This is a genomic window from Candidatus Nitrosotalea okcheonensis (assembly GCF_900177045.1).
In the GTDB taxonomy this organism is placed as follows: domain Archaea; phylum Thermoproteota; class Nitrososphaeria; order Nitrososphaerales; family Nitrosopumilaceae; genus Nitrosotalea; species Nitrosotalea okcheonensis.
Window position 1 is genome coordinate 1,196,893 of sequence record NZ_LT841358.1, and the last position, 19,053, is coordinate 1,215,945.

General features: G+C 37.6%; 26 protein-coding genes. 15 read left to right on the forward strand and 11 right to left on the reverse strand.

From position 1 onward, the window contains the following. Positions 1-41 precede the first annotated feature (41 nt). From BQ3481_RS07135 to BQ3481_RS07145, 3 genes are all read right to left on the reverse strand, one after another. Complete coding sequence (locus tag BQ3481_RS07135) at positions 42-692, reverse strand: ammonia monooxygenase family protein (RefSeq protein ID WP_157927655.1); 651 nt, start codon at positions 690-692, stop codon at positions 42-44. A 131-nt stretch (positions 693-823) separates the two neighbouring features. Next, positions 824-1,186 carry a hypothetical protein gene (locus BQ3481_RS07140; protein ID WP_157927656.1) on the reverse strand — a complete coding sequence of 121 codons (363 nt, stop codon included), beginning with the start codon at positions 1,184-1,186 and terminating at the stop codon, positions 824-826. 104 nt (positions 1,187-1,290) lie between these two features. Continuing rightward, positions 1,291-1,854, reverse strand: a complete 564-nt coding sequence (locus BQ3481_RS07145) for a methane monooxygenase/ammonia monooxygenase subunit C (protein WP_101009423.1) — start codon at positions 1,852-1,854, stop codon at positions 1,291-1,293. Positions 1,855-2,109: 255 nt separating this feature from the next. On the opposite strand from BQ3481_RS07145, the gene BQ3481_RS07150 reads away from it, so the two are divergent. Continuing rightward, positions 2,110-2,676, forward strand: a complete 567-nt coding sequence (locus BQ3481_RS07150; RefSeq protein WP_157927657.1) for a methane monooxygenase/ammonia monooxygenase subunit B — start codon at positions 2,110-2,112, stop codon at positions 2,674-2,676. 63 nt (positions 2,677-2,739) lie between these two features. Here BQ3481_RS07150 and BQ3481_RS07155 read toward each other — a convergent pair whose 3' ends face one another. The 4 genes from BQ3481_RS07155 to BQ3481_RS07170 all read right to left on the reverse strand — a co-directional run bounded on the left by BQ3481_RS07155 (position 2,740) and on the right by BQ3481_RS07170 (position 5,964). Further along, the gene (locus BQ3481_RS07155) at positions 2,740-3,105 is read right to left on the reverse strand and encodes a hypothetical protein (protein ID WP_157927658.1); all 366 of its coding nucleotides are present in this window, start codon (positions 3,103-3,105) and stop codon (positions 2,740-2,742) included. Positions 3,106-3,243: 138 nt separating this feature from the next. Further along, on the reverse strand, positions 3,244-3,930 hold the full coding sequence (locus BQ3481_RS07160; RefSeq protein ID WP_157927659.1) for a hypothetical protein: 687 nt from the start codon (positions 3,928-3,930) through the stop codon (positions 3,244-3,246). Positions 3,931-4,012: 82 nt separating this feature from the next. Further along, positions 4,013-4,216, reverse strand: a complete 204-nt coding sequence (locus BQ3481_RS07165) for a hypothetical protein (protein ID WP_157927660.1) — start codon at positions 4,214-4,216, stop codon at positions 4,013-4,015. Positions 4,217-4,458: 242 nt separating this feature from the next. Continuing rightward, positions 4,459-5,964 (reverse strand): ammonium transporter, encoded by a 1,506-nt coding sequence (locus BQ3481_RS07170; protein WP_157927661.1) that lies wholly within the window; start codon positions 5,962-5,964, stop codon positions 4,459-4,461. Positions 5,965-6,127: 163 nt separating this feature from the next. Here BQ3481_RS07170 and BQ3481_RS07175 point away from each other — a divergent pair, with 163 nt between their 5' ends. Then, a complete protein-coding gene (locus BQ3481_RS07175; protein ID WP_157927662.1) occupies positions 6,128-6,295 on the forward strand; it encodes a hypothetical protein in 168 nt (55 codons plus the stop codon). A gap of 81 nt (positions 6,296-6,376) precedes the next feature. Beyond that, positions 6,377-6,868, forward strand: a complete 492-nt coding sequence (locus BQ3481_RS07180) for a hypothetical protein (protein ID WP_157927663.1) — start codon at positions 6,377-6,379, stop codon at positions 6,866-6,868. A gap of 9 nt (positions 6,869-6,877) precedes the next feature. On the opposite strand, the gene BQ3481_RS07185 is transcribed toward BQ3481_RS07180, so the two are convergent. Further along, positions 6,878-7,348: a hypothetical protein gene (locus tag BQ3481_RS07185; RefSeq protein WP_157927664.1), complete on the reverse strand. Its 471-nt coding sequence runs from the start codon at positions 7,346-7,348 to the stop codon at positions 6,878-6,880. Positions 7,349-7,450: 102 nt separating this feature from the next. Here BQ3481_RS07185 and BQ3481_RS07190 point away from each other — a divergent pair, with 102 nt between their 5' ends. Beyond that, positions 7,451-7,669: a hypothetical protein gene (locus BQ3481_RS07190; protein WP_157927665.1), complete on the forward strand. Its 219-nt coding sequence runs from the start codon at positions 7,451-7,453 to the stop codon at positions 7,667-7,669. 53 nt (positions 7,670-7,722) lie between these two features. Here BQ3481_RS07190 and BQ3481_RS07195 read toward each other — a convergent pair whose 3' ends face one another. After that, positions 7,723-8,472 carry a PD-(D/E)XK nuclease family protein gene (locus BQ3481_RS07195; protein WP_157927666.1) on the reverse strand — a complete coding sequence of 250 codons (750 nt, stop codon included), beginning with the start codon at positions 8,470-8,472 and terminating at the stop codon, positions 7,723-7,725. A 131-nt stretch (positions 8,473-8,603) separates the two neighbouring features. Here BQ3481_RS07195 and BQ3481_RS07200 point away from each other — a divergent pair, with 131 nt between their 5' ends. Both BQ3481_RS07200 and BQ3481_RS07205 read left to right on the forward strand, forming a co-directional pair. Further along, positions 8,604-8,951, forward strand: coding sequence for a P-II family nitrogen regulator (locus tag BQ3481_RS07200; RefSeq protein ID WP_157927667.1), 348 nt, complete (start codon positions 8,604-8,606; stop codon positions 8,949-8,951). Positions 8,952-9,029: 78 nt separating this feature from the next. After that, positions 9,030-9,548, forward strand: coding sequence for a hypothetical protein (locus BQ3481_RS07205; RefSeq protein WP_157927668.1), 519 nt, complete (start codon positions 9,030-9,032; stop codon positions 9,546-9,548). A gap of 101 nt (positions 9,549-9,649) precedes the next feature. Here the strand turns inward: BQ3481_RS07205 and BQ3481_RS07210 are convergent, their stop codons facing one another. Beyond that, complete coding sequence (locus BQ3481_RS07210) at positions 9,650-9,916, reverse strand: hypothetical protein (protein ID WP_101010026.1); 267 nt, start codon at positions 9,914-9,916, stop codon at positions 9,650-9,652. Between the two features lie 99 nt (positions 9,917-10,015). Beyond that, positions 10,016-10,315: a hypothetical protein gene (locus tag BQ3481_RS07215; RefSeq protein WP_157927669.1), complete on the reverse strand. Its 300-nt coding sequence runs from the start codon at positions 10,313-10,315 to the stop codon at positions 10,016-10,018. A gap of 106 nt (positions 10,316-10,421) precedes the next feature. On the opposite strand from BQ3481_RS07215, the gene BQ3481_RS07220 reads away from it, so the two are divergent. The 9 genes from BQ3481_RS07220 (at position 10,422) to BQ3481_RS07260 (ending at position 19,053) form a co-directional block, all read left to right on the forward strand. Next, positions 10,422-10,871 carry a 30S ribosomal protein S15 gene (locus BQ3481_RS07220; protein ID WP_157927670.1) on the forward strand — a complete coding sequence of 150 codons (450 nt, stop codon included), beginning with the start codon at positions 10,422-10,424 and terminating at the stop codon, positions 10,869-10,871. Continuing rightward, entirely contained in the window at positions 10,871-12,289 is a 1,419-nt protein-coding gene (locus BQ3481_RS07225; protein ID WP_157927671.1) for a DHHA1 domain-containing protein, read from the forward strand. The genes BQ3481_RS07220 and BQ3481_RS07225 overlap by 1 nt, the downstream gene beginning before the upstream one ends. Next, positions 12,252-12,494, forward strand: a complete 243-nt coding sequence (locus BQ3481_RS07230; protein WP_157927672.1) for a KEOPS complex subunit Pcc1 — start codon at positions 12,252-12,254, stop codon at positions 12,492-12,494. The genes BQ3481_RS07225 and BQ3481_RS07230 overlap by 38 nt, the downstream gene beginning before the upstream one ends. Continuing rightward, positions 12,494-13,756, forward strand: a complete 1,263-nt coding sequence (gene serS / locus BQ3481_RS07235; protein WP_157927673.1) for a serine--tRNA ligase — start codon at positions 12,494-12,496, stop codon at positions 13,754-13,756. The genes BQ3481_RS07230 and serS overlap by 1 nt, the downstream gene beginning before the upstream one ends. A 43-nt stretch (positions 13,757-13,799) precedes the next feature. Continuing rightward, positions 13,800-14,414, forward strand: a complete 615-nt coding sequence (locus BQ3481_RS07240) for a 30S ribosomal protein S3ae (protein WP_157927674.1) — start codon at positions 13,800-13,802, stop codon at positions 14,412-14,414. Positions 14,415-14,446: 32 nt separating this feature from the next. Continuing rightward, positions 14,447-14,869: an RNA-binding domain-containing protein gene (locus BQ3481_RS07245; RefSeq protein WP_157927675.1), complete on the forward strand. Its 423-nt coding sequence runs from the start codon at positions 14,447-14,449 to the stop codon at positions 14,867-14,869. A 236-nt stretch (positions 14,870-15,105) separates the two neighbouring features. Beyond that, the gene (locus tag BQ3481_RS07250) at positions 15,106-16,509 is read left to right on the forward strand and encodes an NAD(P)/FAD-dependent oxidoreductase (protein ID WP_157928507.1); all 1,404 of its coding nucleotides are present in this window, start codon (positions 15,106-15,108) and stop codon (positions 16,507-16,509) included. Between the two features lie 178 nt (positions 16,510-16,687). Next, positions 16,688-17,488, forward strand: a complete 801-nt coding sequence (locus BQ3481_RS07255; RefSeq protein WP_157927676.1) for an AAA family ATPase — start codon at positions 16,688-16,690, stop codon at positions 17,486-17,488. Next, positions 17,488-19,053 (forward strand): vWA domain-containing protein, encoded by a 1,566-nt coding sequence (locus BQ3481_RS07260; RefSeq protein ID WP_157927677.1) that lies wholly within the window; start codon positions 17,488-17,490, stop codon positions 19,051-19,053. Before BQ3481_RS07255 ends, BQ3481_RS07260 begins: the two co-directional genes overlap by 1 nt.

Consider the following 19,053-nt stretch of genomic DNA (forward strand, 5'->3'; position numbering starts at 1 on the left):
GATAGCCAATCCAATAATAAAAGTAAAAGGAGAAGGGGAGTTTAATCCCATTTGGACCAAGCTGCCATCCACCTGTAAGTCCATGTTGTGAGTTTAGTTCCTAATGCAGTCATTGTTACTGTCAAAACTGCACCAGCTCCTGCACCCAACGCAACGGGACTATCATAGAACTTTCCTACTTGGGGTTCTATTGGTGTCATGTATGGAGGCAATGTGGTTCTCGGGTATTTGAAAGCCATCTCAAGAGGATCATCTATTGTGATTAGATTGATCATGTTGAACAACGACATGGACATGCCACAAAGTACACCACCGATTAGGATCAAAGAGTGTTTGTTTCTCTTTGTTGCCCAATATGCCAAATCCATCAATATTGCTGATGGAATCCACATTGGCACAACGATGAAGCTGTATGGATATCCTAAGGAAAACCACGCACCTTTTGCAATCCATGTATACACTGTCATAATGAGTGCATAGTATGTTGCGGTTCCTGGCACGCCAGTGAACGTAAGGTAATATGCTGCACCGACTGCGAGCATCAATGATTGTGATAGTGTAAATATCACATAAGATGTCCATGCCCAATCAGTGTAGAATATGTAGTCTCCTGCGTTGATTGTCAACAAGGTTGAGTTGACTGCTACCACTACTATGAATAAGTAGTGAGTACATCGTCTTAGCCAGACCATTGAATTGTATGCAGGAAGTGATGTATATAAAATTTTATGAGATACGAGATCAGCAGAGAATAACCCCCAAGTTGAAAATAGATAGCTCTATTGAAAAATAATAAAAGAAAAGAAGATGAAAAGGAATTTTCCTATCCGAAGAAGACAGAGTCAGTCACAATTGTTGCGATAGCAATTGCTGCGATCACACCAGCGATGAGACCGTTGTATGTCTTCGCTTTAGAAGTACCCTCGGTCACTACTTTGACACAAAACAAGTACCCTATAGCTTCTATGATTGTAAGTACAGTTAACGCAAAGTGTGCGCTTGGCGGTGGATATGCCCATGGATAATATATGCATGCAACGGCAACTCCTCCCCATGTTCCTGCCCAGAGTGCAACGAATGCACCAGTGATGAGTCCAACCATGTCTTCGACACGTCTGCCAATCATCTTACTGACGTCGGAACTGGAAGCTCCGCCACCTGTACCGAATCCTTTTGGTAAGGTCATTTGGATTTATTGACAGGTGTATGCTTTTAAGTCTTTTCCCAAGATGAGGTATAACTTGTGTTAAGTTGATCGGAGAAAAATAAGAAAAGAGCGCTTGTGCGCGTTTATGGGATTGATCTACTGTACAATTTGCCTTCAAGGGCCATCTTGTACATTTCTGCAACATATGGGTTCTCACCTGGTGTTTCTGCTCCAAGTTCGACAAGTCGTGCATATACTCTTACTACATAGGCAAGTGCGCCCATGAAAGCAACGACGACACCCATGTTAAACATCCAGTGGTTTGGAACTGCGAAGATCTCCTCTACATACCAGAAGTGCCACATCTCATTGACACCTATTGTGAACATGGTTGCCAAGTAACCAAGGATGGTCATCTTGAGACCGGTGTTCATTGAGTTGTTTGGACCTCTCAGAATTGGTACCTTTCTGTCATAGACAGCTACCATTCCCCATCCTAATGGAAGAGCAATGAAGTGGCTGTATAACCACCAGTGTGCTGGTGTAAAGGCACTATCTCTGATTGATGTCTGGTGTAAAGATCCGTCTACGAAGTTGTCGACCTCTACTGATGCAGCGATCGATCCCAATGCGATGATGATAAGCCAGATCTTCTTCAGTCTCTGGATTTCAACTTCTTTTGGAATCAGTGCCGGCATTTGTGCCATGGATGTTTGAATGGTTGACGGTTATTTAAAAGATGAGTTATAATTTTTATAATTTTGTATAGAATTTTCACATTATTAAACTTGAAATCATAATAATAATAGTCAAAATAAACTTGTAATTACATAATAATACCGCATAAAAAATTATGTAACTCATGATTAACATGAATGTATAACACTTAGTTAATCACTAGTCGGATCTGATAGGGCAAAACATATATCGTTGTAGTTTCTCAGTTGGATTAGTTAAGCGATATGGTCGATAAGAAGTTTATTGTAGCTGCAATAGGTGTGATAGTAGCACTTGGAGCAGTTGGACCATCATTAGCACAAATGTTCCAACATGCTGAGGCCCATGGTGTCCAGGCACAGTTACAAAGTCGTTTCGTAAGAATAGATGGCGAGACATGGTCAAAACAATCTGTTCATACCGGAGAGACTTTGTCAGTATCTGGCAAATTTGTAAGTCTTGTAAACAGAGACTTGCGAGGCTGGTACACCGTATATGGTGACTCATCCAACGCTGGTAACAGATGGGAAATTGTAGCAAGAGATCCACCTGGTAACGTAATCATAATACCAGCAAACTCGGTGATCCCATACAAGCTAACCATCAAGGCACTCGAACCAGGAGTATATCACATGCATACGCAGCTTAACATAGCAAGCATCGGTCCAGGTCTAGGTCCAGGACAAACAGTCGTGGTAACAGGTGATCCAATCGTAAAACCAATCCCATACACAAACGTAGTCTATCAATCGATAGTAATTGGTGTTGGATACGTGATTACTTTCGCAACAAGACCTTGGCAAGTGATTTAAAACAATCACCCCCTCTCTTTTCATTTTCTAGTTCTTCCAATTAGTCAAAACTATCTTTCTAGATCAAAAGCGATGTCTAGTTTTATTAAATTCCAAAGTCCACTTTCTTACAAAGTAAACAGGAACTAGAACAGATATTGGCAGAAATATCACCATTCCAAATGGCCATGAAATGCTACTCTGAATTAGCCAATCTACAAAATAGATAATAACTTCAATGATTATTCCGTAGACTAGTTTTTGTATCCTATAAAATGCAATCAGTTGAGACACAAATATTGGCACAACAGCAAGTATCATCTGAGTTTTCATGAATTTGTTATCTTGATCATTTTGTGTCATGCTACACAATCTGAGTTCAGTTACAATTTCTGGGTTTAGATTTGTTTCTTTAAACCAATTACTAGAGTAACGATCCAGTAGAACCATGATACTTTTTTTATTACAAATTTGACAAGGTTTTCAACTTTATTCTATTTTGTATCCAATTGATTTCTCTTGTTTATCATTTTTTGATACATCATCCCTTGAACCATATTATTAGATGTAATACCTGTAAATGTAAAGCTAATACTCTATCCTAAAATCATCAAAAAATGCACCGGTGTCTTTCTTGGTCCACATTCCAACCTCTCCAGACTGATAGTTGTGATCATTTGCCCGTATCAGAAGCTGACCATCAAGAAATGCAGCTATTCCTTGCGAAGAAACCAATGCCTTCATCGTATGCCACTCACCAGGAGCAATAGTGACTTGCTTATCATAATTACATATTAGAAAATCAGGTGTATTTTTGCATAAAGAGAGCCTGTTTTGTGCAGAGTCAGCCATTAATACAAAATAGTGTTTAGAGTCAATAAATCTAAGAACCATGCCTGCAGACTTGGCATTCTCACCAGATACAATTTTGAATTCCATTGTAACATTTTCCGCGTCTACAGAGGGCGAATCAGGAATTAATTGTAGGTGATATTCATTAGTATCATTGATCGGTAATTTTTCTAATACATTTGGTTTTGATATTGCACTAGGTTCAGATTTTATTATCCAAGAAGTTTGTTGATCTGTTGATAACTCAGCAAACCCCTGAGGGACAGTCCCATTTTGATACGAGTCAAAGTTCCACATCTTAACATTATGGTACCCAGAGTTTATTTGGGCATTATAATACGCAAATGATATTCCAATTATGGTGATAACTGCAAATATAACAAGACGTTTCTTCTTATTGGATTTCGGTTTTTGTGATGACAAGAATATCTACAGGTAGTGTGCTATTTGTGATTGATATAAAGATACCATTAGATAAAACTGAAATATTAAGAAAATAAAACTATCATTTCTTTTCGCGTTTTCTTGGTTTGTTCTTGCTTTTCCACTTGTCAAATCCCCAACGTGTGGCTCCAAACGTACCAAGTGTAAAGAAAAATCCACCCACCAATAAAAAGATGAAATGATGATCAACCAAATACCAAAAAGCAAATCCTATAACTGCGCTAACAAATTCTAATGCAACAAAGACTAGCCATTTATCAGTCATTAACAAAGTTTGGTAAATTCACACATTATTTACAGTTTCTTAATTTGTGCCTTGTCGACTAACTCATTTCAACTCGCGATTTTGGAATGAATGTGCTTGAAAGAATATCAATGAAAGTAGATCAGAGTGATCTTTGAAGAATACAAATTTCACTAGTCAACAAACCATCAATTGGAAAAAATCAATTACAATCAACAGTTACTAGTTGTACAAAAGATAAAAATGAAAAAGATGGGAATGTTTTACTCTGCAAATCCAGAGTATGCTCTTTCGCCTACTTGAGATATGTCCAATCCTATTTCTTCTTCTTTTGGTGTGACTCTAACACCACCTGGCCAAATTGCATCTTGGATTCTCCAGATGATGTAAGTTAGGCCAAATGACCAAGCTGCACCAAATCCTGCACCCATGCTGTTAATTACAAACTGCATTGGATTTCCAAAGAAGAGACCGTTATGTGCATATGGATTGATTCTGACTTCACTGAATGCACCTGTTAGTAATGCACCTACAACACCGCCCATTCCGTGTACACCCCAAGTATCCAAGGCATCATCTATTCTTGCCCTGTTCTTGATTAATACACAGTAGAAGCATACTGTTGCACATGCAAATCCTACTATTATTGATGCCCATGTTCCAATGAAACCAGAGGCTGGTGTAATTGCTACAAGTCCAGCAACAGCTCCATTAACTGCACCGATGGCGCTAGTCTTTCCTGTGTGTGCCCAGCTTAAGAACATCCACCATATTGCCGCAACCGCAGTTGCGATGTTGGTATTCTGGAATGCTTGTGTTTCAAGGAAACCAGCAAATCCTGCACTACCAGGGTTGAAACCAAACCATCCGAACCAAAGTAATGATGCACCCAAAATTATAAGCGGAATTGAGTGTGGTTCAAATGGTGCCTTTCCATATCCTATTCTTCGTCCCAAGAACATTGCGGTAGCTAAACCAGCAAATCCTGAGGTGATGTGAATGACGGTTCCTCCTGCAAAGTCTTCTGCACCCATCTTGGCTAGCCAGCCAAGTGAGGTACCCTGACTTCCAAGAGACCAGTTAGCATGTCCTGCAACATCATAGATGAAAGTGGTCCATAATACGATGTGTATCAGGAATGCACTCATCTTTACTCTATCAGCATAACCAGCAATGGCTAATGACGGAGTAATGGCAGCGAACATGAGCTGGAACATCACATAGGCCAGGTGAGGAATAGTTGGAGCATATACATCGGCTGGCGCATTGTGCGATACGTTATTCAAGCCTACCCAGTCAAGGTTTCCGATAAATCCAACAGGATCAGCAGATGGACCAAACATTATCGAGTATCCAAAGATTACCCATTGAACACTGACAATTGCATAGACCATGAATGCTTGTAACATCACGGTTAGAGAGTGCTTTCTTCTTGTAAGACCTCCATACAAGAATCCCACACCACCAGGAGTCATTATCATGACGAAGACTGCTGCTGCGTACATGAAGGTTGTATCTCCTGTGTCTATACAGGGGGCATTACTTCCACCGAATGTTCCGTTACCTGGTGGAGTCATCGGCATAGCACAGTGAATCTCGTGTGTTTTGTTAGGATCCGCTAGATTTCCTAACGGACCAAATTGAGCGTGTGCATCTTGTATTGCCGTGAATCCAGATAACCCGACTATTAAGCCTGCGAGCACAAAAACTACCGGCCATTTGTGTTTTGTTACTATCTGCATTGGCGATTTAGAAATTGTCTCCAGCATCTTTCGATAGAGATGTTTCGCATCTATAAAAGGCATTTTATCCTAAAATTGTTTTTTTATGATATTATGTCCAAAGAATATTAGTTCTGTAAAGATCTTAGTATCATAAAATTAGAAAAAATTCTAAATAAAATTATTATACAACTTGTAGACTAGTGCACGCATGACTGAAGCAGGAATAGAAATCTTCATTGCTACAGCAGTGACTCTTGCAATGACAATAGCAATTTACTTTGGTGAAAGAGCTCACAGGTACAATTTAGCAAAGAAAGGAAAAACTTGGGGAACCTATGGCTTCAAATATGAAGGTCAAGGTCACGAGCACGCCTAGAGTAAATCCCTTTACCACATTTTTGTAATTTTATTTTATTAGATAGATTGATTTATTCACAAAAGATGCTAAACAAATAATATGAGAGAAAATCTTGAAAAAGAAGAATACATCATTTCATCCCTTCCTCAGATTTGGGGAATAGCGTTAGGATTATCAGGTTTCTTTCACAAAAATAAAGAGGGCATCCTTGTCCTTACAAACAAAAATGTGATTTTTGTTCCGCGTTACATCTGGATCACCACAAAAGAAAAGGAACAATATTTTGCGGGTGACAAAGCAAGCATAGGAAAGATTGCAAACTACAATGAATCAGATCTTGATGAGGATTTAATTGAGAATCCAAAATCTTGGATAATATCATTGGATTGTATAACAGATGTTAGAAGCATAACAACAAGAAAAGTAGATTTCTTGCGAATTACATTTACAGAAAAAGGGAAAGAAAAAAAATACGATTTTGGAATCACCAAAACAGTAACAAATTATCCATACAGACAGCCCCTTGTTTTTAGAAATTTGGACTGGAGTTTATGGATAGGTTTGATAGCATCAAAATTAAAAAAACCATAGGCCACAACACTAGCAGTTTTCTTTAGAACCTAGTTTTTCTCTTGCCTGTAAAATAACAAGATCATCATCAACATCTTGTTTTTTTAGGAATTTTAAATCAGTTATCTTCTTTTTGAATTTGAATATTTCAAGTTCATATGTTTTATTTTTAGGAGAATAGACTGCAAGCTGTAATGATGCAGAACCGATATATTCCTCCATAAATTGTTTGTAGTGATCAGAAATTTTCAGCGATTTTAAAAAGACGTTTGTCTCCTGCAATATTCTAGATTGGCAACATAGTATGAACTCATAGTTAACATCACCTTCAAAGAACCTCATTTTGATCTCATCATCTGGCCAATATTTTATCATCTGATTCCAGGCATTGACAAGTTTTCTTTTATTATCAAATATCAGGTATACGGTAGGCCGTACATCAAATACATGATATCCCAAACCTAGAAAATCTCCAAACCAGTTAATTTTAGAATTGATCATGTTCAATTCCAAGCAGATATTGTATTTAATGATTAGACTACAAAAAGACGTTCCAATAAGAAAAGTTAAGATGTTAAATAAGTTCAGGATACATGATATCAAATGGGAAATAGAAAGCGAATAAGCGAAATAATGAAGATGAGTAAAGAAGAGTTATACCAATACCTCAGACAAGAAGACAATACAATTCAATCAACAGATAAAATAGAAATGAAACCTTTTGAACATGGTATCAAAATTTTTTATTTCCATAAAGATTCTGAAAAACCCTACAAGACCAAGGTTTATCTAAATCCAGAAGAATCTGAATCCCTAAAATAAACACAGATCATTCTAGATACTATTTATAAAATTAAAATGAAAAAAGTGTGTAATTATAGGAAGGGTTTAGGTTTGAGTTCACGCCACTTGCCACGAGCCCAGAATCCCCATTTCTGTTTGTCTTCATTTGCATAGTAACATTTCTCATTGTGAGGACATTCCATGCATTTTTCAGATGGTTCGATTGCTGGAGCAATATTGTTTGTCAGCAAGGTATTGAGAATTTTAGCTCTACGTTTTGTTTCATTTAAGAGCCTCTCACTTTTTGGAACATTGAATTCCATCTCATTTCCTTCCCTATCAAAGTAGACAATCACACCCTCTGGTTTGTCAAACATGAACAAATAGGAGTTCAGGTGTATGAAATCTGCCGGATATGGCATTTCAGGCAATTTTTCTGAACTTCTAAAGAGCATCACTACCTCATCTTCGACTCGGTCAGCTCTACCGACAATCTTTACGTTAGAACCTGCATCAAGCTGACCTTCAATTGGTTTTTCCATGATGCTAAATGCGCTCTTTTGCATTATCTTTGACACCATCTGTTTATGATTGCTTTCAGACGGATCCTTTCGATCAAGGTATGCATTTCTTAAACATCCGCTTACCTCATCTACTGTGATCTTACCTTCGTCAGCTACTTGTGGATTAATTGCTGCAAAGACTTGCTCAATGACATCGTAAACATCTACTCGTGGTGGTGCATCAGTTGCTGCACGATAGTTTTCAATTCCTTCCTTAATTTTGTCTTGAACTTTTCCAACGATTTTTGCTTTTTTGTAGCTAGCTTTGGATTCTGTCATTCTTTTGAAGAGTGGGATTTCATCTATAAAAGGTATTTTATCCTAAAACAGTTTTTTTATGATATTATTCTTTATTTTATAATATTTTAAGCAATGATTTTAATAAAACCATTTCATATGTGCAATGAATCATGACCCTTAAAAAAATCGAGGCTGTATTTCCACAAGAAAAATTGGACGCAGTCTTCAATGCTCTAACAGCACTTGACATAAGCGGATTTACGTATTTTAGTGTCAAGGGCAGAGGCGCCAGACCAAGAGAAATGGTATCTTCGGGCAGAGGAGGACGTGTTGAAGCTACACACAACGATAACTCCTTCATCTATGTAGTTGTTACTGAGAGTCAGTTACCTAAAGTAATAGATGCAATAACTACTCATGCAGGTACAGGAGCAGCTGGAGAAGGAAAGATCTTCATATACAATGTCGAAGATGCGGTGGATATAGGAACCAAAAAACACGGCGATTCCTCACTCTAAATTTCTTTTACACATTTAATTTAATTTAATCATAAAAAATATCTTAATCTATATACATCTAGCAAACACAACAGAGTCATGTTCTGGCCAGGAATGGGAGATCCGACAAAACGCAAAAAAATGCTCAGATTTCTCGCAATTTCAGCAGCCATAGGCGTTGCAGTTGTCTTGATTAGTACCACAGTTGTTTCAAAGGTCAAAGAACAAGATCCACTATACCACAAATGTGTTAATGGATTGGATATCACATACCATGTATCGGCCACACTAGATATTCAGGTAGATGGTAAAAAATGGGTTAGGCCCATTGATACAAGTACTGACATACCGAAGGACTGTAAAAGATCCATGGTTTTCCTGGATGATGGAACTATTAGTGGTGAATGGACAAAGAAATACCCATTTGAGGTAGGCCAGTTCTTGTGGATGTCAGGCTTTCCCATAAGAGACATGGATGAAACTAAATCAAAAATATATGCAAATGAAGTAGAGTCATCTGAATTCATTCATACAGTAGTACAAGACGGTGTCCATTACAAGGCAGAGTTTGTTACAAAGAATGCAGGAGCACCAACCTTTACACCGCCTAAAAACTAGGCATTTAGTTCAAAGTTATACGCTAAACAATCCAGGATCAAAGTTATTTCAAAATACTCAGTAGGGAAGAAATTAAAAATAAGAAAAAGAGTTTTGGGTTTTTACCAGTATTTACCGTTGTCTGGTATCAGACCAATGCCTTCTCTTTCAAAGTGCTTGTTGAGTTCTGCAACCCATCTTTCTCTTGTGTCGCCACCGAGACCGTGCACTCTGAGCCAGAACGCAATTACTCCGAGAAGGAATACTGTGAACATGATGGTTGCAAATATGTAGACCATCACATCATAGAATAGCGGGTCATAGTTTGGACCTATCTGACCTGCAAAGTTTGACAGCATACCTACGAGCATAGTGAATATCGTGCTCATCATGATTCCAAACAATTTAGGTGCGATATATACATTTCTGTATGGGATAAAAAATAGAGATCTAATACGAGACTAATAAAATAAGAAAAAAGAGAAGAACTAAGCTCTCTTTGCTTTTTCCGCTTGCTTTGCTTTTACTACAAAGGCAATGAAGATTCCACCGAATATTCCACCTGAGATTATTGATGCACCAACTACACCGTTTGCATCAAGATATGGAGTACCTGAACCTGCATGCGGATTATTTTGTACTGCCTGTACTTTTTCTCTTGCTAATGCCAACTCCTGTTCGAGCCCAAGACCACCACCTGGGGTGTATTGAGCTGCGGCAAATGGAGCAAATGTAGTGGCTGCAAATAGAGCCAACAGTACAGTTCCAATAATTATTGGTGTTTTCATATGAATACCTAATTGAGATTCGATTTCGTAGATATTTAACTTTTATGTAATTACTACTTGAAGGGGGTCAAGTAACATTTATGTTTCCTTGAAAAACAAGCGGTTCGTGGGTCGACTTCATTCACACAGACATGGTAAATCACATTCAACAAGGCCGATCACTCCTAGTACACCTACATGGGTAAAACAGAGTCCAGCCGAAATTGAAGAATTGATTGTAAAATATGCAAAAGAAGGTCTTGCCCCAAGCAGGATTGGAATAAAATTACGCGATCAATATGCAATACCAGTTACGAGGCATATTGTCAAAAAATCAATTACAGAAATCCTTGAACAGAAGGGAGTCAAAACAGAAATGCCTGAAGATTTGAACAACTTGGTAAACAAAGCACTTGGCCTACAGAAACATTTGAAGGAGAATAAATCTGATAAAAGAAATGTTAGATCGCTTGAACTTTTAGAGGCAAAGGTTCACAGACTATCTTCATATTACAAGAAAATTGGAAAGATACCCAAAACTTGGAAATATAAGGCAGTCATTGCTCAACTCGAGTAATGGCAAAGTTAGATCAAGCATTATCTTATTTTCATGATAGAATTTCCGATTGCATCAAAACGGGGAAGAATATTTCAGTAATTACCCATCTTGATTGTGATGGAATAACCTCAGGTAGTATTGTTACAAAATCTTTGATCAGATCAGGCGCAAAATGTACCGTACGTACTGTCAATGAATTCAGTAAGAACATTATTGAAAAAATGAAAAGCGACTCAAGACAGTTTCACATAATTACAGATCTTGGCGGAGGATTTGCAAAAGATATCGACGAGGCGTTGGGCGAAGATTGGATAGTAGTTGATCATCATCAGATACCACAGGAAGAATTTGATAATCAAAAAGTTATCAATGCTTGGAAATATGATGTTGACGGAGGAAAAGATGTTTCAGCAGGCGGTATGGCATATCTTGTTTCAAAAGCCCTTCACAAAGAAAACACAGATTTAGCATGGATTGCAGTAGTTGCAGCATTAGGGGATCGCCAGGATCAAGGCGAAAAGAAATCATTTACGGGAATAAATTTAGAAATTGCATCCACTGCAAAGAAGAACAATCAAGTCGAAATTGATTTAGATATTTTGCTTGTTGGTAGGGAGACAAGACCATTACCAGATGCACTTGCGTTTACCTCACAACCTTTCATCGAGGGATTAACATGGAATCGTGATGCATGTCTTTCACTTTTAAATTCCTCAGGAATAAAATTAAAGGATGGTAGTAGATGGCGTGTTCCTGCAGAATTAACAGAAGATGAAAAACGAATACTTCTTCAAACAATATCAAAGTACATTTCGACTAAAAATGCAAGCGATATACTGGATGAGCTTGTAGGATACACATACACCCTATCTGGCGAAGATAAGAGGAGTTTCCTTCGGGATGCAAGGGAGTTTTCAACGATGCTAAACTCTTGTGGTAGAATTCGCAGGGCAGGAGTTGGAATAGCAATTTGCATGGGGGACAGAACCAAGATGCTACAAGAGGGCGAAAGTATTTTGGTGGAGTATAGGACATTTTTGAGAACCTATATGAACACACTTTCTAGCGAAAGATGGAGAATAACCGACAATGGTCATTACTTGATGGTAAATGGTGAAGGACTAGTACCTGAAAATATGACAGGTGCAGTATCATCGCTTCTTGGTGGATCACAGAAAAATACGGGTAAGATAATCATACTTAGAACAAACGGGGAAGAGGGAACAATAAAGTTCTCTTCACGTAAATCTACAGGCTGTAAATCTGAAGTAAATTTAGGGTTGTTAATGCGAGAATGTGCTGCAAGAGTATCAGGTGTTGGAGGAGGCCATGCTGCTGCAGCAGGTGCCAGAATTACAAAAGACAAACTGGATGAATTCCTAGATTATTTGGAAAAAAATGTCTCTAGAATGCAAAGTTCAAGTGTTTCTGAATAATCTTTCAGAGAAAAAGGCAGAATCCATAAGAAAATCTTTGGAGCCTGATAATGTAGATTTTCCAGAAAATCTTTCTTTTAAAATTGAAAAAGATGGGGCATCCCTGATTTTTACATTTGAGGGTAAAGGAAATATAAGAACATTGATTTCTACTATTGATGAAGTTCTTGAACAGACCCAAGTTATACTCAAAGTGACTAGTTGATGCTTGACCCAAAACTTCTTCGAGATAATCCAGACAAGATCAGGAATATGTTAGAAGCAAGGGCTGTCAAATTTCCTCTTGATGATTTGATCTCATTAGATAAGTACAGAAGAGAATTAATTACGAAAACGGATGAGTTTAGAAAAAAGAAAAATGAAGTATCATTAGAAATTGCAAGAAAAAAGAAAGTAAAGGAAGATGCATCCAATCTCATAGACCAAATGCAGATAGTTTCAGACAATCTCAGAAAACTAGAAGAGGACCAGATAAAAATAGAAGAGAAATTCACAAAACTTTCCCTAACATTGCCCAACATGATACATGAGTCAGTTCCCATTGGAAAAGATGAAACTGCAAACAAAGAAATAAAAAAATGGGGAGACATACCCATTTTTGATTTCGAGGTAAAAGATCACATAGATTTGACACAGAGTCTAGATCTTGTAGATTTAGAGAGAGCTGCTAAGGTATCAGGAGCAAGATTTTACTATCTTAAAAATCAACTTGTCAGATTAAACCAAGCGTTATTACAGTTTGCACTTGATTTTTTGTCTGAGAAGAATTACATCCCAATACAAACACCGTTTTTGATAAACAGAGCTGCCATGGAAGGCGCCATAATTGCCCAAGATTTCGAGGATGTAATTTACAAGATTGAAGGTGAAGATCTCTATCTAATAGGAACAAGTGAACATGCAGTGGCATCAATGCATTCAGATGAGATAATTGATGGTAAAAAATTACCCCTACGATATGCAGGAGTTAGCACATGTTTTAGAAAAGAGGCAGGTGCACATGGCAGAGACCAGAAGGGAATATTTCGTGTACACCAATTTGAAAAAGTAGAGCAGTTTGTATTTACAAGACCTGAAGATTCATGGCACGAACATGAGAGGATGCTTGCAATTGCAGAAGAATTTTATCAAAAAATAGGTATACCGTATAGAATAATGCTGCTATCAAGTGTAGACTTGGGCAAAGTTTCTGCCAAAACCTATGATCTAGAAGCATGGATGACAGGACAGAGAAACTACAGGGAGATAGTATCATGCTCTAATTGTCTTGATTTTCAAGCAAGAAGACTAAAAATAAGATTCAGAGACAGAACGGATGAACAACCGCAATATCTTCATTCTTTGAACAGTACCCTAGTAGCAACTACAAGAACAATGGTTGCGATAATAGAAAATTTCCAGACCAGAGATGGACATATTACAGTTCCAAAGGCATTACAAAAATATGTAGGCTCTAGCCTAATCTAAAATGTCGTACAACTTATATTTTGGCCTCAGAAGTTCATCATAGTTGGCACGCCAAAAGACTGCAAGAGTGAAAGACAAGTGGAGAGAAAAGAAGTGGGTTACGGTATTGCTTCCTGCTTCATTTGACAAAAAGCCAATTGCCTACATTCCAATCACTGATGATGATAGTGCAGTAGGCAGAGTAATAGAGGTTACATTACATGACATACTAAAAGGAGATCCTTCCCAGCATCAATTCAAATTGTATTTCCAAGTTCATAAAATAGAAGGAGAAACAGCAACTACAATTTTCAAGAGATTTGAATATGCAAAGGAGTTTCTAAGAAGTCTTGTAAGACGAGGTTCATCATTGATTAGTTTTATTGCCGATGTCAAGACCAAAGATGGATACATCTTTAGGATAAAAATAGTTGCGCTGACACAGAAAAAATTGAATACTTCAAGAAAACATGCAATTAGATTAGTTGCTCAAGAAATAATGTCAAAAACTATTCCAGAAATGACAATAGATCAATTCATCCAGGCTACAGTATTTGGAAAAATAAACTCAGACATCATGGCAGCTGTCAAGAAAATTGTTCATGTGAGACATGTTGGAATTGAAAAGGCAAAGCTCATTAGAACTGCAGAGGGCGAAATTGCTCTGTTACAGGCCTAATAGATATAATCATCTCATATATCACATACAGCATGGCACACCAGTTAGAAGTAACGGTCGAGGTGATCCTACATGCCACAGAAGATGGCAGAAAAATTTTCGACCCAATCTTTGAGTTATTTCAGATAAAGGAGGACGAGTTTATCACAGAAAGAACTCTAGGCCACCATGGAAATACAATATTACTTGCCAAGATAACACTTGCAAAAAAACGTGCAGAGGAATTTATCAAAAAGCTAGCATCCAAGATCCCAAAGGTCCAGATGAATGAACTAATAGATAACATAGAGATGCATTTTGAAGATACGTTGTTATTTTTAAGAATAGGCAAAAATGAGATTGTACGAAAAGAAATTAGTCTGCAACAAAATAATGCGATAAAGATCAAGATAAAAATGCCAGTCTACAAAAAAGACCAAATTTCAAAGAAATACATAGAATTACTTACAGCTTGAATAAAATCTGTAAAGCCAGAGCATGGTTTAATAATATTTATCAACCAAAGAGAAAAGGGAATGAGGTAATATTTTTGCCGCTCCAGTCTGAGCATCCGCTGTGAGGAAGCCGCGACGAACCGACCCAAAATACCTTTTGATCTATTTCATACGGTTCTTTTAAATAGAGTGGATCCTGTTTTTTCGCTGTGAAAACAGATTATGATATCATAGTAGCTGGAGGAGGACTTGCAGGAATGATTGCAGCCCAATCAGCATCATATTATTCTAAACAAAGATTATCAATTCTAGTAATAGATAGAAATCCAGAACTTACCATAGGCAAGAAGACAATCAACGGATGGGTTTGTGGAGATGCAGTCGGAAAGAACACTGTAGACTATATGACTGAGAGGATCAAAATTGCATGGGGTAATCCTGAGATCGAACATCCAGTAAAGGGAGTAATGGCATTTTCTCCTGACAGGGAAACATCAATTCCCTTTGATGGTGATGGATACATGCTAAATAGGCAACAGCTTCCTCAACGTCAGCTTCGTGATGCAAAAAAGGCAGGAATCAATATTCAATATTCTGTGGCACTAAGAGGTTTATTGTACGACAATGGAACCGTTGTTGGAGTCGAAGGAACAAATCTAATTACAAACGAGCCATTCAAAAAAACTGCAAAGATAGTAGTTGATGCTACAGGAGTTACATCCATGTTAAGAAATGGCTTATCCATAAGTTCAAAGATTGAACGCAAGATAGACCGTGATGATTTGGAATCTACTGGAAGGCACATCATGAAATTTGAACAGGGTATAGATGACAAGAAAGATTTTGATCCTGATTATTGCATAATCCATCTTGATCAGGATATAGCTCCGGGAGGATATGGATGGGTCTTTCCAAAAGGAAAAAACAAGGTCAACATAGGACTAGGGGTGCAACAAAAAGAATTGATAAAAAGAAATCATAGACTAGGTACACATGACGATGTTACAAAACTGATCAATGATTATGTAAAACTAAACAAAGCAATCAAGAATCCAAAGCTATCAGACGACGCAATGGATTCCAATAATGTAACAGGCAACTGGCAAGTTTCTGTTAGAAGACAAAATGATTGTTTGGTGGCAAATGGATACATGCTTGTTGGAGATTCGGCATGGATGCCAAAACCACTTGATGCTGGAGGAATTGGTCCTGCAATAGTTGCAGCTACCATATTAGGTAGAAACGCTGTAAATGCAATTGAGGCCAACGATGTTAGTGAAACAGGCCTTTGGCAATACAATATTGATTTCATAAATGATTATGGATACAAAACAGCAGGTCTCGAAGTTTTCAGACGATTGCTTCAGACGCTTACAAATGATCAGATAAACTATGGAATGAAGCACTTTTTGTCAAAACTGGATGTAGAGGCCATCAGCAAGGGAGAGCACCCAGACTTTGGAACAGTCGGAAAACTAGGCATGTTGATAAGAGGAGCTCTTAACAAAAAATTGGCAGACTCACTAAGATTTACTGCACAGCAGAACAAAACATTAACAGATCATTATTATAACTTCCCCAAAAAGCCAGACGGTTTTGACGCTTGGCAGAAAACCTTGCATCACATATTAGATGAATCATTTGCAAAGATAGAAGTCTAGGCTCAGGAAATTATCACAAGTATTAGAAATCACTTTCCCCACATATTAAAACAGAAAGCAGTAAGATATACACAGTAATACAATTATTTATCAACAGACTCTCTCAAGCGTTAATTCTTCCACCCGTGATACAAAAACAGAAGACATTTTTAAATTAAGGATACGACTTGAGGTAGATATGCTTGCAGAGTCATCATTATACATAGACTGGAATAATTCCTTTGAGATTTTAGACAAGGCATATACAGCTAACCTGTTTGTACTCATAATAGGACCAAAAGGAACTGGTAAGACAACGCTAGTGAGACAATTTGCCGCAAAGCGAGGAATTAATCTTGAGTCAATTAATTTCAGTTTGAGAACCCGTGAAAGTCACCTAGTAGGTGCAAAGACATTGGAGAATGGAGCAATTGGATTTGAACAAGGAATTCTAGTCAAGTCCATGAAAGAGGGAAATATGTTATATCTAGATGAGATAAACTCTGCAGAAGCAGATGTACTTCTCCGCCTTGATGAAGCATTAGATGATAGAAGACAAATCGTTCTAAAGGAATCAAGTGGGGAATTGATCAAAGCTGCAAAAGAATGGTTTGTGGTTGCTACAATCAACCCGTTATCACATGTAGGTACAAAAGAGCTCCCGCCTCAATTATTAAGTAGATTTCCGATAAGACTCAGACTGGATTATCCACCAGAAGAGATTGAATTTCAGATAGTTAAACAGTATTCTTCTGGGTCTCACGAAAAAGAGATCATGCAAGGAATAAAGTTAGCAAACATTTTACGACAGGCAGCTGCGGTTGAGGAGTTGTACTATTCCCCAAGCTTGCGTGAAACAATAGCATTTGCAAAGATACTTGATTCCGGCATGAGAACAAGGCAAGCAGCAGAGACAGTATTTGCCAATGTATACCTACAATGGGGTAATGTAGAATTCCAAAAAGTAAATGACATCATAACATCAATGTTTGGTAGTTAATGCAATCATTACATCTTCGAAATGACACATTACTTGAGATAGCTACATTTCTTGTAAGAAGATGGTCTGGGAAAGAATCTGTCATGGTCAGCATATCTGATCAAAAAGAAGTGCATACAAAGCTACGAGAAAACAAAGTGATGATGTTCCCATTAGAGAGATATCAGGGAACAGACTTTCAAAAGTATAGACAGTTCAGAACAGCGCTGTGGTATGAAGCAATGCGAATTAGATACTCAAACAAAATTCTCAGTAATGATCATGCCTTTGGTTTTATTCTCAACACTCTTGAGACAAGAAGAATTGAGACCATAGCAAGAGCGGTTTGGCAAGGGATGGATAGTGAAATTATCTTCAGATATGGTCTCTCATGGCTTTACAGGCCATTATTGAATACGTTATACGGGAACACCAGAATTGTAGAAGGTTTTTCACAATATTTTCTGCTAGGAGACATCAAAGGAGAACTATCTCCCAGTGCATTTGAAAAGGTCCAAAAGGCAAGCAAGTTAGCTATTGAGATAGTCAAGGAATCCATTGAAAAAAAATATGATACAGATTGGCTTGAAAAAAAGGTACCGGAAATAATCAAAATTCTGGAAATTGATCCACTCCTAACCATTCCTATATCAATACCCAAAATTAGTTCTGGAATGGCGCTTTCAGATCAGGAATTTGTAAAAACTTTGAACAAGATTGCAAAATACCGCGAAAATGACTTTGGCGAACTGGATATGAACAAAATTGTAGAAGGCAAGGAGGTCTTTGACGAATTCAAGGTTTTACTAGAAGAATCAAAGAGAACAGAGAACAAAGGACTGAGTAGTGAGGTGATAGGAGTAAACATTCCCACTGCAACAAATGTAGATGAGACAAAGATTATTGATACAGATTTAATAAATCACCTAAAGGCAAAATTTAGAGAATGGAAATCAGGGTGGAAAGAGGAACATGTTTTTTCAGGAGATGAATTTGATGAAGAGTCACACATGGAAGGCCACAAACCTTTCTTATCAGATAGAAAAATTGCAATCAAGACCAAGATTGTAATACTTCTTGATCATTCATCTAGCATAGCAAACCAAGAGATACAATACAAAAAAGCAACACTTGCCTTATGCCAAGTCTTGGAATATTTGAAAGTAAAATTTTCAGTATACGCATTTAACACAGAACAAAAACAAGTTATTTGTTGGTTGATAAAGCCAGAAAATTTAAAATGGAATAATATTTCTGCCAAGAGACTCGTACAGATAAAAGCAAATGGAAGTACCCCATTAGCTGAAGTTTACAACATGTTACTACCATCCCTTCGGTCAAAAAAACCTGATATATTTTTAACATTGACAGATGGCGAGCCCTCAGATCCGGATGCAGTTCGCTCGATAATAAGAGACTTCAAATCAATTGGAATAAAGATGGTTGCGATAGGTTGCGGATCTAACACAGGAGATGCAATAGTGATTGCAAACAACCTCAAAAGACTAGGTTACGAACGTACTCTTGCCGTAAGCAGACTAGGTGACATCCCAAAAAGAGTTTTGAATGTATTAGGAACTAGTTGA